18 protein-coding genes are annotated in these 11,402 nt (G+C 70.0%); 2 read left to right on the forward strand and 16 right to left on the reverse strand.

The genetic code is table 11. The features are described 5' to 3' along the window. Positions 1-15: 15 nt before the first annotated feature. The 15 genes from G6R24_RS03930 to G6R24_RS04000 form a co-directional block, all read right to left on the reverse strand. Entirely contained in the window at positions 16-651 is a 636-nt protein-coding gene (locus G6R24_RS03930) for a bifunctional DNA primase/polymerase (RefSeq protein WP_163547798.1), read from the reverse strand. 20 nt (positions 652-671) lie between these two features. Continuing rightward, a complete protein-coding gene (locus G6R24_RS03935) occupies positions 672-863 on the reverse strand; it encodes a hypothetical protein (protein ID WP_163547799.1) in 192 nt (63 codons plus the stop codon). Positions 864-930: 67 nt separating this feature from the next. Continuing rightward, a complete protein-coding gene (locus tag G6R24_RS03940) occupies positions 931-1,308 on the reverse strand; it encodes a hypothetical protein (protein WP_163547800.1) in 378 nt (125 codons plus the stop codon). Between the two features lie 233 nt (positions 1,309-1,541). Next, positions 1,542-2,789 (reverse strand): FtsK/SpoIIIE domain-containing protein, encoded by a 1,248-nt coding sequence (locus G6R24_RS03945; protein WP_225438090.1) that lies wholly within the window; start codon positions 2,787-2,789, stop codon positions 1,542-1,544. Between the two features lie 990 nt (positions 2,790-3,779). Further along, complete coding sequence (locus tag G6R24_RS03950) at positions 3,780-4,088, reverse strand: hypothetical protein (protein WP_163547802.1); 309 nt, start codon at positions 4,086-4,088, stop codon at positions 3,780-3,782. Then, positions 4,075-4,311 carry a hypothetical protein gene (locus G6R24_RS03955; RefSeq protein ID WP_163547803.1) on the reverse strand — a complete coding sequence of 79 codons (237 nt, stop codon included), beginning with the start codon at positions 4,309-4,311 and terminating at the stop codon, positions 4,075-4,077. The genes G6R24_RS03950 and G6R24_RS03955 overlap by 14 nt, the downstream gene beginning before the upstream one ends. Continuing rightward, positions 4,308-4,700, reverse strand: a complete 393-nt coding sequence (locus G6R24_RS03960) for a hypothetical protein (protein ID WP_163547804.1) — start codon at positions 4,698-4,700, stop codon at positions 4,308-4,310. The genes G6R24_RS03955 and G6R24_RS03960 overlap by 4 nt, the downstream gene beginning before the upstream one ends. After that, the gene (locus tag G6R24_RS21570; protein ID WP_175084888.1) at positions 4,697-5,821 is read right to left on the reverse strand and encodes a hypothetical protein; all 1,125 of its coding nucleotides are present in this window, start codon (positions 5,819-5,821) and stop codon (positions 4,697-4,699) included. Before G6R24_RS21570 ends, G6R24_RS03960 begins: the two co-directional genes overlap by 4 nt. Before the next feature lie 7 nt (positions 5,822-5,828). Further along, positions 5,829-6,746 (reverse strand): RNA polymerase sigma factor, encoded by a 918-nt coding sequence (locus tag G6R24_RS03970; RefSeq protein WP_163547805.1) that lies wholly within the window; start codon positions 6,744-6,746, stop codon positions 5,829-5,831. Continuing rightward, positions 6,743-7,072: a hypothetical protein gene (locus G6R24_RS03975; RefSeq protein WP_163547806.1), complete on the reverse strand. Its 330-nt coding sequence runs from the start codon at positions 7,070-7,072 to the stop codon at positions 6,743-6,745. The genes G6R24_RS03970 and G6R24_RS03975 overlap by 4 nt, the downstream gene beginning before the upstream one ends. Positions 7,073-7,151: 79 nt before the next feature. Then, the gene (locus tag G6R24_RS03980) at positions 7,152-7,565 is read right to left on the reverse strand and encodes a hypothetical protein (protein ID WP_163547807.1); all 414 of its coding nucleotides are present in this window, start codon (positions 7,563-7,565) and stop codon (positions 7,152-7,154) included. Continuing rightward, positions 7,562-7,750 carry a hypothetical protein gene (locus G6R24_RS03985; RefSeq protein WP_163547808.1) on the reverse strand — a complete coding sequence of 63 codons (189 nt, stop codon included), beginning with the start codon at positions 7,748-7,750 and terminating at the stop codon, positions 7,562-7,564. Before G6R24_RS03985 ends, G6R24_RS03980 begins: the two co-directional genes overlap by 4 nt. Continuing rightward, entirely contained in the window at positions 7,750-7,890 is a 141-nt protein-coding gene (locus G6R24_RS03990; RefSeq protein WP_163547809.1) for a hypothetical protein, read from the reverse strand. The genes G6R24_RS03985 and G6R24_RS03990 overlap by 1 nt, the downstream gene beginning before the upstream one ends. Continuing rightward, positions 7,890-8,111: a hypothetical protein gene (locus G6R24_RS03995; RefSeq protein ID WP_163547810.1), complete on the reverse strand. Its 222-nt coding sequence runs from the start codon at positions 8,109-8,111 to the stop codon at positions 7,890-7,892. Before G6R24_RS03995 ends, G6R24_RS03990 begins: the two co-directional genes overlap by 1 nt. Continuing rightward, positions 8,108-8,395 (reverse strand): hypothetical protein, encoded by a 288-nt coding sequence (locus tag G6R24_RS04000; RefSeq protein ID WP_163547811.1) that lies wholly within the window; start codon positions 8,393-8,395, stop codon positions 8,108-8,110. Before G6R24_RS04000 ends, G6R24_RS03995 begins: the two co-directional genes overlap by 4 nt. A gap of 154 nt (positions 8,396-8,549) precedes the next feature. On the opposite strand from G6R24_RS04000, the gene G6R24_RS04005 reads away from it, so the two are divergent. Both G6R24_RS04005 and G6R24_RS04010 read left to right on the forward strand, forming a co-directional pair. Beyond that, complete coding sequence (locus G6R24_RS04005; RefSeq protein WP_163547812.1) at positions 8,550-8,957, forward strand: helix-turn-helix domain-containing protein; 408 nt, start codon at positions 8,550-8,552, stop codon at positions 8,955-8,957. A 136-nt stretch (positions 8,958-9,093) separates the two neighbouring features. Further along, positions 9,094-10,476: an NsdA family TPR-like regulatory protein gene (locus G6R24_RS04010; RefSeq protein WP_163547817.1), complete on the forward strand. Its 1,383-nt coding sequence runs from the start codon at positions 9,094-9,096 to the stop codon at positions 10,474-10,476. Between the two features lie 17 nt (positions 10,477-10,493). On the opposite strand, the gene G6R24_RS04015 is transcribed toward G6R24_RS04010, so the two are convergent. Continuing rightward, positions 10,494-11,402: phosphotransferase enzyme family protein (locus G6R24_RS04015; protein WP_225438091.1), on the reverse strand; the 909-nt coding region annotated here is incomplete at its 5' end.

Genomic DNA, 11,402 nt, shown 5'->3' on the forward strand with positions numbered 1-11,402 from the left:
GCCGCCCTGCTCTGGTCACGGTCGGGGTTCGCCCCGGTACGCGGCCAGTCGGCGGCGTGCGGCGTGTGTGTCGACGGGAGGCACCACGAGGGTGGTTGGCCTGGCCGCCAGCTCGTGCAGCCAGGCGGGCAGGTCGGCCAGGGGAAGCCGGTCGGCCCACTGGTAGCGCCGGCCGGTGGGGTGCAGCGACGGTGGGGCCACGGCCATCCCACCGTCGCTGTTTCCGGCGCCGCGGATGTCGATGCCGGGGGCGACGCCCTTGGTTTCGGTTCCTCGGCTGTTGGCGGGCGGGTTCTCTTGCGGGGCGCGGTACCAGTAGTGCACTCCGCCGTCGGTCCGCCCGGTGCTGACCGACGCGGTCGGGGTGTGCCCGTGCTCGCCGGTCAGCGCCGCCCACGACGCCCGGCCGACCGGTCCGTCGACGTCGACGACGGTCAGCCCGGAGGGTTTGCAGGCCACGCCGATCGACGCCGCGGGCCAGCGGGTCCACCAGCTCGTGATGACGTCCTGGTCGGTGGTGGCTTCGCTGCCCCACCGGACCATGGGCATCTTGCTGCCGGCACGGACGGGGAAGACGTGCATCCCGCGAGCGGCCAGGGCCAGCGCCGCCGGCAGCAGGCTGACCGGCGCCTCGGTGAACACGGCGGACATCAGGCTCCCTTCCAAGGCGGTCAGAGCGCGCGGACGAACGCGGCCAGGCCGGTGGCGATCTCGCCCAGCTGGCTGACGACGGTGGTGACGGTGTCGGCGGCCTCGGTGGGCTGGCGGGCGGCGTAGACGACGAACACGACCAGGGCGACGGCGAGCACGAACGGCCAGCGGCGGAACCGGCGCAGGGGTCGGGTGTGGCGGCTGTTCCTCAAGGGGTGTCCCTTCCAGGGGCGGTGGGAAGGTCAGGGGCGGTCGTTACGTGACGACCGGAGGGGTCGGTCAGGCGGTGGTGCAGCCGGTGGCGCAGTACGCACCGGCGGCGGTGACGTTGAGGGGGCCGCGGGTGCCGCACCGGTCGCAGGCGGGCATGGCGGGTGCGGCCGGGGTGGTGGCCTGCTTGCGGGTCCTGGTGGTGGCCGTGGTCTTCTTGCGTGGCTTGCGGGTGCGAACGGTTTCGGTGGCGAGCCGGTGCGGCCGGCTGGTGGTGGTCGGGCCGTCGACAGTGAGGCGACGGCCGGTGATCCGGTCGGCTGCGCGCTGCACCAGGCCGAGGGTCTTGTCGCCGGGGGCGTCGGCGTTGCAGGCCGGGCAGGGCCGGCGGCTGTTGCCGCGGCCGGTGAAGCGGGTTCCGCGGCAGCGGGGGCACTTCGCGGGCATGGGGTCCTCCAACCAGGTTTGTGACTGTGTGTAGTCGCCTGGGGGTGTGCGGAACGGGGCTCGCGGGCAGTGAGATCGCCGGGAGGGGGTTAGATCTCTAACCGGAGCGGTGAGACGTGCTGGTAGGGGCGTTGAGCTGGGGGAAGTGAGCCGAGTGAAGCCCAGGTAGGGCGGTGAGATCCGCCCGCCGTGGCCCCCTGTAGCGCAGGTTTCGGGGGTCGCGGGCGGCTCACCTACTCGTCGAGGTCGACGGTGGACCGCCGGCCGATTTCCTTACGGACAGTGACGGGGTCGAGGGGCCAGCGGTTGCCGGTGGACGGCACCTTGATCCCCTCGGCGGCGAGCTGCTTGACGAGGTCGGCGCCGGTGAGCTTGCGGTAGGGCCCCCAGCCTGGGGCGAGTTCGCGCAGGCGGGGCGGGACGTCGGCGATCCGGACGACCTCGGTGCCGAGGACCTCGTCGAGGTCATCGAGCAGGTCGCGGGTCTCCGGCTCCGCCGTCGCACCGGCGGAGCCCAGAGCGGCGGTGAGGGTGCCCGGAGCCAGGTTGGCCATGGCCCGTTCGACGACGGGGGTGACGTCGTCAACGCCGTCGCCACGTCGGACGTAGAAACAGCGCAGCAGCCCGTCGGTGGGCGTGAACCCGGATGCCATCGCGGTGCCGAGATCACCGAGGTCCACCGCGCCGTCCGCGGCGACGGTCATCGGCCGCAGGGTCGTGGCAGAGATCCCGGCGCGATGCTTGCCGGTGCCCAGGATGGCGTCGTTGCCCTGATGATCGGCGATGGCGAAACACGCCCGGTTGGACAGCACCTTGGCGACCTTGCGTGGCAGCGAGTCCGCCGACGGGACAGGTGTGGCGAAGATCAGGGTGACGCCGTACTTACGGGCCTTAGCCACGATCTTCTCGACCAGTTCGGCGGCCTCGTCGCCGACGTCGGAGACAAACAGCTCCTGACATTCGTCGATCACCACAATCCTGGGTCGCATGCCCGGGTCGGCTTCGGCCAGGGCACGGGTAAGTTCCGGCTCGCCGGCCGCCGAGAGCTTCCGGCCACGGTCGGACAGCTCGGACATGAGCTGCTTGAGGGCGGCGAGCACGGTCGGGATCTCGTCCGGGTCATCGGAGACGAACAAGGTCCGCAGCCGAGGCCGCAGCGGGTCGTAGTCGGCGTTGACGGCCATGCAGTAGACATCGATCTCCACGAGCGGGTCGAGGATCGCACCCAACAGAGCGGTGATGATCAGCGTTGATTTGCCGGAGCCCATCATCCCGGCGACACCCCAGTTGGCTTGGAACAGCCGGCCGAGCACGATGTTCCCACGCGGGTCGACCCCGACCGGCACGCCCTTGAAGTAGTCCGCGACGCCGGTGGTGAGTAGTGGCCACGGCGCGACCGGCTTGGTCAGGCTGCCCTGGTCGGCGACCCACAGGTCCAGCACGCCGGGGGCGTCGCGGGGCTCGGTCGGCCACACCTCCACCGGCAGCCGGAGCAGGTTGTGGGCGAGTACGGGCTTGCTGTTGACGATCTATCTCCACGGTGACGCCTTCGGGGAGCAGGAGCCGGGAGTGCCAGCCCTTGCCGTCGTGGACGGGCGGATCGATCCACCGCGGCGTCCACCCCTCGCGGAACTTGCGGTTCAGCGCCGGCATGTTCAGGTTCCGCAGCGCGTTCGTGATCGCCCGCTCGTCCGGGATCACGTCCCGGCCGGCGCCGGCGTCGCCGGCTGGCGGCGCAGACACCCAGGCAGGTAGCTCGGAACGGGAACGGCCCAGATGCCACAGCCATGCCGCGGCCCCACCGGTGGCAACGAGCAGGAGGGCGGCGCCGTAGACGGCGAGAAACCAGCACACGAACGTGACCAGGCCGATCACCCCGACGAGCGGGGCCAGGACGTAGCCGGGGTCGTGGTGGCCCAACGCCAGGACCACACCGAGCGCGAGCAGCAGCGCGGCGAACCCGGCCAGCCCCGCCGCGACGGCCCGCAGCAGGTCGACAGGCGAACGCACCCAGTCCATGACGCGGGCATGGCGACGCGCCTTCTCCGCGACGTCACGCGCCTCCCACTCCCGCAAGCTCTCCTGATCCCCCGCGATCTCCGCACGGCGCATCTGCCGCTCATACCGCGACGCCCCATGAGTGTCCCGCCACCTGCCGTAGGCCACACCGGCACCAGCGACCGGGTACCACAGGTTCCGGACAACCAGCTTGGCGCCGGTCGTCGTACGCGGGTGCGTAGCGGCCTCCCGGCTCTTGCGGAAGACCAGCCGGGCATCCGCGGTGTAGATGTCACGGCGCAACGCGGCCCGCTGCCGCTGGGAGACCTCCCGCCACTCCTCGACAGTCATCACCTCCCCCGACAGCGCCGGCCGGGCGGCGGGCAGGTGATGCACCGTCGCCAGCTCCACCGCCCCCTCGGTCTCGTCGACGTCCCGGTCGTCCTGGTCGGCGGGCTGGGTGTCGTCGTGGGTCATGAGGGGTCTCCGTAACGCTCGGGACGGTCATCGGCCTCGGTGCCGGATTGGGCGGCCGGGGTGGGACGTGAGGGCAGTGCCCGCCGGCCGGCGGGCGGCGTCTCCAGCTCCGGGCGCCGGGCGGCCCGGATCTCCGCGGCGGTCCAGAGCGCACCGGCGAGCACGGACAGGCTGAGCAGCCAGACCGCGACCGTGGCGGCCAGGACCACCGGCACTCCCACGGCGAGCAGCTCTGCCAGGTGCCAGCCGATCCAGTCCGCCGTCTGCTCGGCGCGGTTCCGGTCGGCCGGGTCATGGGCTGGCATGGGACGGCTCCTCCCCGGCGGTGAGAGCGAGACGGGTGACGTAGGCGTCGGCGCGGCACATCGCCGCGTGCAGCACCCGCGCGCCGAACAGCAGCCCCGACCGCATCGCGTGGGCGAGCAGGAACAGCACGAGCACGACGACCAGGCGGCCGATCGCCAGCGCGCCGTAGCGGGACAGCACCGCGTCCACCAGCCCGCGGGGCAGGGTCGAGGTGCCGGTCATGCCACCCACCGCCCCGGGGCCGCGGCGATCCGCGCGGCCAGCGCTTCGATCTCCCGGCGGTGCTGGCCGACCAGGCGGGCGGCGTCGTTCTGCGCGTCACGCAGCGACCGGGACGAGCGGCGCAGCAGCCGGCGGGCGGCGGCCCGGTCGGAGCCGCTGCCGGTGTCCCGGCCCACGATCAACCCGGCCGCGCACGCCCCCGCGAGCTTGATCACCGCGTCGTCGCCGGCCGGATCGGCCACGTCCGGCCCGTCGAACCGCAGCCGGTACTCCCCACCCGCCCGCGTGACCCGGGCCTGCGCACGGGTCGCACCCAACGCCCGTGCCACGATCACATGACCGGCCTCGTGCACCGCCACCTCCCGCAGATCACGGCTGTGGACGCTCATGCCGACACCTCCCGGTCGCCGTCGGGGACGAGGGACAGCCGGGCCTGCCGGCGCGCCGCGTGCTCGCTCAGGAGCCGCTTCGCGCGGGTCTCCCCGATCTCCAGATGCGCCGCCGCACCCCGCACCGACAGCCCCGCCGCGTCGTCACCCAGGGCGTCGAGGGCGGCCAGCAACTCGGCATCCGTGCGCGGCGCGGGCCGGGTCGTCCGGGCCGCGCGGGGCACCGGAACACCCCGGTTCGGCCGTGCCGTGGCCTGCTTCGCCGGCCGCTTCGCGGGGTGCGGCGCGGTGGCCTGTTCGACCAGCTCGCCGCCGGTTCGTCCGGCCACCTCGTCCGTACTGGGCGCCGACACCTCCGAGACGTCGACGGACGCGACAGCCGGGGCCGTACCGAGCGCGACGGCCGGCGGCACGCTGGCCACGGCACTCACCGGCGACGCGGACGGCGGGGCCACGGCGGCGGGAGTGACCGTGTCGTCCGCGAGGACAGCCCCGATCGGAGGGCGGCGCGACGCCTCGATCGCGAGGAGTTCCGCGGTGACCCGGTCCTGGGACCGGGCGACCTGGCGGCGCACCGACGCGACAGCGAGCTGCGCGCTGGCGGCGGAGATCTGGGCGGCGACCCACTGCGCGTCGTCCGCGGTCAGCTCCGGGCGGGTCGCGTGTCCGAACGTCCACCACAGCGCCTTCGCCGCGATGGACACCGACGCCCCGATGCAGGCCATCGCGATCCCGCCGGACTGGAACCCCTCCAGGCCGATCGCGGTCACGGTGACCGCGAGCAGCGCCCAGCCGACCCGGTCGACGACCTTGCGGCGGTCCGGGCGGAACCGCACGAGGTAGGCCATGCCCAGCGCCGCGCACCAGGCCAGGTCGAACACCGACGCGGCCAGGTACGCCGTCCACGTCCCGTCCAGCAGGTGCGCGATGCTCACCGTCGACCACGTGATCGACACGAGTGTGAGCGCCAGCACTAGCCCGACCACCGCCCGCGTGGCCAGGGCGTCCCAGTCGCGCGGCAGGACCGGCACCGCGACCCGACGGGTACGGGCGACCGGCGCGGTCACGCCGTCGACGGTGTGGGACTCGGTGTACTGCTCGGTTTCGATCCGGTACTTCACAGCGGTCTCACCTGCCCTTACGGGTGTCGGAGTGGCGGTGGGCGAGGCCGGTGGGCCGGCCGGTGCCGATCTGGGGCATCGCCGTGCGGACCATGCGAGCCAGCGCCGCGGCGCGCTTCTCGCCCAGCGGGATTCCGCGATCGGCGAGCGCGGCGACGAGCACCCGTCGACCAAACGGCCGACCGGCAGCCAGGGCTGCCGCGGCGATCTCCAGCGCGGCCGGCATCAGCTCCTCGAACGGCCGCACATCCGCTTTCGGTCGCTCGGTACCGGTCAGGGCTTCGTGCAAGTCCCGCCGGGCACGGCCGAGCAGCGGTTCCACGCTGGTGACCTTGATTCCGAGTACCAGCGCCGTGGCCGCCAGCGACTGGCCTTCCAGGTAGCGCAGCTCGATCGCCTGACGGCGCCGGGGCGTCAACTCCGCCATCGCCACCTGGATCCGCTCCGCCAGACCGGCCGCCGGAGCGGTGCCCAGCCCGCCCGTGAGCGCGGTGAGGGTCGCCCCGCCGACGGCCTCCCGGTGCCGCCACTGCTTCCCGAAGTAGCCGGTCAGCGTCCGGGCGACTGCCTGCCCGAACAGCCAGGCACTGAATGTCTCCGTCGGCAGCAGCCCCCGGTGCAGCAGCTCCAGCGCGGTGGTGAACACCTCCTGGACCAAGTCGTCGAGGTCGGCCGGGTTGATGGCGCGGCGGTGCAGGTGCGCGCCGATCCGCCGCGACCACCGGCGGTGCAGCTCCTCGAATGCCGCCGGATCGCCGAGGGCGGCCCACACGGCCAGCGTCTCGTCGGTGGTCAGGGCAACCGGGGTGACTGTCTCCGCCGGCCGGTACACCGGCACCGGCACGGGCCGGGCCCGGGTGTCGGTGCCGCGGGGGTCGTTGTCGTCCGGGAAGCCGGGGGCGGCGAGCAGGGTCGGGCGGGTCATCGCACGCCACCACCCTCAGTGCCCTCGGTGGGCCGGGTCGCGTCCGCCAGGGCCAGGGCGTGCAGGGCGGCGGTCTTGCCCTGGCAGGGCATGCCGCCGGTCAGGAAGGTGGCCTCCTCCACGAGGTAGGCCCAGGGGGCGGTGGTCTTGCCCTGGCCGGTGCCGCTGGTCAGCTCGCCGCGGGAGGCGGCCAGGTCGGCGAACAGGGCGGCCATGTCGTCGTAGACCGGCAGGCCGCCCGCGGCGATCTGCGCGGTGGCCTCACGCTCACCGGCCTGCCACTGCGGCGTCCAGGACCAGGCCTGGTCAGGATCGATGGGAGTCATCGGGTGCTCCAGAAAGGCGGGAGGTGCCGGCCGGCAGACCAGACGTCTGCCGGCCGGCGGAAGGAGACACAGGGGGTGGTCAGCGCCTGCCGAGCGCGACGAGCTGGTGCGCGGCGGCGATCAGGTCGGAGTCGGTGAACGAGGTCCACAGGTGGACAGGCACGCCGTCGATGACGACCCCGGCCAGGCCGAACGCCTCGTGACCGTCCCGCGAGGCCCACAGGTGGACGATCGGGGCATGGAGAGCGACGGCGGCGGCGTTGAGCCGGTCGAAACGGGCGACCTCGTCGGGGCCGTGGTCGTCGTCCTGCTTGCTGACCTGGGCGTCGAGGCGAACCGGAAGACTGGGCGCGAAGTCGGTGTGGACCGACAGCGCCAGCGCGGCGGTGCTCCCGAGCCGCTCCAGCAGGCTGACCGCGGCGCGCAAGGCGGCGATCTGCCGGGCGGTGCGAGCCGGAGCGGCGGCGGACAGCGGGATGGTGGAGATGGTCATGAGTTCTTCACCTGCGCGGTGTCGGCGCCGCGATGGCGCATCCGGTTGTGGGTCGCGGCCCAGGACTTCGCCTCGGCCTTGCTGGCGGTGTAGGCGGCGGGCCCGAGCGTGCAGGCGGCGCAGTGCACCCCGTACAAGGTCACCGGGGTGGACGGGGCGCCGGTCAGGCGGCTACGCAGCGACATCAGCCACCGGTCCGGGAGCAGAGCTGGTCGTGGCCGATGCCGTCGAACAGCACCGACAGGCACTCCGAGCAGACGGTCACCTTCGTCGCCGGGGCGGCCGGCGGGGTCGACGCCGGGGCGGGAACGGACAGCGGTGGCATCAGGCACCGTCGAGGGTGTCGGTGTGGACGTTGTCCTTGGTGCCGTCGTCCCAGGTCACCGTGGTGAACGTGCGGCCGGTCCAGCCACCGCCGCCGCCCTGTCGCGGGTCCGAGCATGGGCCGTGCTCGGCGCCCAGGCCGGGGCCACTGTCGCCGTCGAGGTGGTGAGTGCGGGTCCGGCCGGTGCGGCCGGTGCGGGAGTCGCGGATGCGGCGGCTCATGCGGTCACGCCCCAGGCGCGGACCTGCTCGGGGGTCGGGTCGCCGGGGGCGCCCAGGTCGTCGCTGGTGTCACCGACCAGGCGGGCGAACGCCGCGATGGCGCACCGCTGGGCGTAGGCGATACGGCGGAACTCGAACTTCTCCTGGTCGTCGTAGTCCGGGTCGAGCGACTCCTCCAGCTCACCCGCGACCATCTGGCGGGCCTGGTGCAACGCGAGGTCGAACTGGGCGCGGTTGAACGGCAGGTCCGTCATCGGACCGGGATCGGGCATGCTTGTCAGCACGGTCGGACCTCCTGCGTGAGGGCTGATCGAGGACCCCTGGGGCGAAGCTTGGCGGCGCGCCCTGGGGGTCCGTTCGTGTTGCTACTTATAGAACAGCGCCAACTAGCGCTAGTCAAGCTCTGGCTATCGCTAACATGGGTCCATGGTTACGGAGATGAGCGTTCCGCTGGTCGAGCGTGGTCGTAGGCTTGTAGATCTTCAGCGATCCCGAAGGAGCGGCAGCATGGAAGACTGGCCGGCAGTCGCGAAAGCGATCAAGGACCGGATGGACGAAAGCGGAACCTCTCAGAAGCAGCTCGCCGAGAGGTCCGGTCTGTCGACGGCCACCCTGCGCGAGATCGCGCGGGGAGACAGCGACAGGAGACGCAGCGCGGGCACCTTGGCGAAGATCAGCGAGGCTCTTGGGTGGCCGTCGGGCTACCTGCTCTCAGTCGCCCGGCACACGGAGCTGACCGAGGTGAAGCCGACTGAGTCCGAGGGCGGCGCGGACGACCGGCTGATCGAAGAAGTGCGCGCGATCAGGGAGCTTCTTGAGCGCATCGACGCTCGCTTGAGTAAGTGATCTTTGTGAATGTGCATGTGATCAGCAAACCTGCCGACGGGGGCGTCGGGGAGCGTGCACGGTGGGGTGCACTTGTGCACAGATGGGGTGCTTGGGGTGTGCGGAGGGTGCTTCACTAGGTGACGAGGTGGTGCCGATGGGTGCGGAAAGGGAGCCGAACCGTCGTCTAGCGGCGGTCATGGCCGAAGCTGGCGTCAGCAACAAGGGTCTTGCCGCACGAGTGGCCGATGCCGCCCGGCAAGACGGCCATCAGATCTCTCCCGACCATGTTTCGGTGCGCCGCTGGCTTGACGGAGTCGAGCCGCGGGGGAAGACACCGCACTACATCGCACTAGCTCTGGGCTCGAAGCTCGGGCGCCGGCTTCCGCTCGAAGAAATCGGCTTCAGGGGAGATCCGTCGGGCAGCCACATTCCGATCGACGAGCCGAACTACTCATTCGATCATGAAACGGCCGTATCCTCGCTCACCACTTTGTCAGTCGCCGATCTCGGCGACGATCCCGACGCGATACGAGCGCCTTGGGTGGACGGAGCCGCTCCCGGACTGATCACGGGTTTCCTGTTCGGTTCGTCATCGGAATCGTCGTCGATCGAGGACGCTCGACTAAGTCTGACAGCGGGACCCGCGGACGCCATACGTGCGACTGCCTCCCACCTGATGGATTTGGATTTTCGTTTCGGTGGTGGCCATGTACGTCGCCTTTTGCTGTTCTACTTCCACTCGGAAGTTGTTCCCCTACTCAAGGGACAGCATGCTGATCCGGTACGTCGGGAGATTTTCCGTGCAGCCGCAGAAGTGGCGGAATTGCTGGGTTGGAGCGCATATGATGCCGGGCGGTACGGGGCCGCGCAACGTTACTATGCTCAAGGACTCCGGCTTGCACGGGAAGCTGGAGACGAACTGCTAGGCGGATGGATGCTCGCGAGCCTGAGCCACCAGGCCAACTATCTCGGAAGATTCAACGAAGCTGTCCAGTTGGCGCGGGCTTCGTACTCTGCGACTCATGGGAAGTCGGGAGTCACGACCACATGCCTCTCTCTTGCGATGGAGGCACGCGCCTTGGCTAGCCTCGGTGACGTTCGCGGGTGCACTGCGGCAATCCATAAAGCCGAGCTTCTGTTCGAGACTCAGAACCCTGACGACGATCCGTCCTGGATTGCGTTCTTCAATGCCGAGGAACTAGCTGGCGAAGCTGCACACTGCTACCGGGATCTAGGAAGGTTGAAGGAGGTTCGAATCTTCGGCGCTCAGGCGCTGGACCCTCTGAACACGCCGCCTCGAACGCGCGCCTTCATAGGAATGGTCAACGCGGCGGGAGCACTCAACGACGGTGACCTAGAGGAGGCGATCGCCTTGGCGTCCGAGGCCGTAGACCTCGGCGTTTCGCTTCAGTCCCAGCGGTACCTCCGGTACCTCACGGACTTTGACCGAACCCTCAGAGATAGGTATCCGAGAGACCCTCGGGCTATTGCCTTCTCCAACACATTGCGTCCGGCTGTGGCTGTCCCTGGAACCTAGGGGATCCCGAGCTACAGCTAGAAAGGGTGCCAGCCTCCAGCGGTGCCGGTCCTAATGCTCTCGATTCTGTGGGCGTACTCCGCCGCTATGTCGGCAGATTCCGCAATGTTCTGCATGACCCAGGTTGTCATCTTGATTTCATGGGTGCGACGAAGGACGTCAAATCCGTCCCATTTCGTCACATCGAATCCGTAGGCGTCCACGAACGCGGCGTATTCTGGGTCGGTCCACCAGCCTGCGGAGCGATACTCCGTGGCCGTCATCGCCAGGTCCCATTCTGGTTGTCCCAGCGCAAAACGTTCGAAGTCGATAAGAACTCCCTCCCCATCGCGGACTCTGATGTTGTTCACATGGGCATCCCCGTGGATCAGGCCAGGCTGAAGCGGAAATGTGAGATCCGATATCGCCCGGCTAAGCTGATCGCAGTGTTCAAGGAGGAAATCCTTGTCCGAGGATGGAATTGGTGCCCTCTCGATCCTCCCCCCCACTCGCCCCAGCGGCTTCTCCGCTGGCAGGGAGAAGCCGGCGGGGAGCGGAAGGGAGTGGAGGCGGCGTAGGAGGAGTCCGAGGGTTGCAATATCTTCGCGGGAGCCGTCGCGCCCGTCGATGTAGTCCCAGAACGTAACGGGGTGACCTTCCACCTCAATTGGCTGAGACACCCTGTAGGCATGGGTGGCAGGGTAGCGATGTCGAGCAAGCCAGCGCGACACATTGACTTCCTTGACGGCGTCAGACCAGTAATCCATTGTTCTTGCTATACGAACAACTACCGGTGCCGCCGCAAGGAGATACAAAGCGTTTTCTCCAAGTCGAAGAAGCTTGGCGTCGGTGTCGTCAAGTCCAAGGCGTCTACAAGCGACGCTTAGGGCAAGTCGTGTCGAGTCCGGGCTGAACACCTGTGCCCCCGCATTCGCCATGAGGTCAAG

The sequence above is a fragment of the Candidatus Frankia nodulisporulans genome (assembly GCF_902806475.1).
In the GTDB taxonomy this organism is placed as follows: Bacteria; Actinomycetota; Actinomycetes; order Frankiales; family Frankiaceae; genus Frankia; species Frankia umida.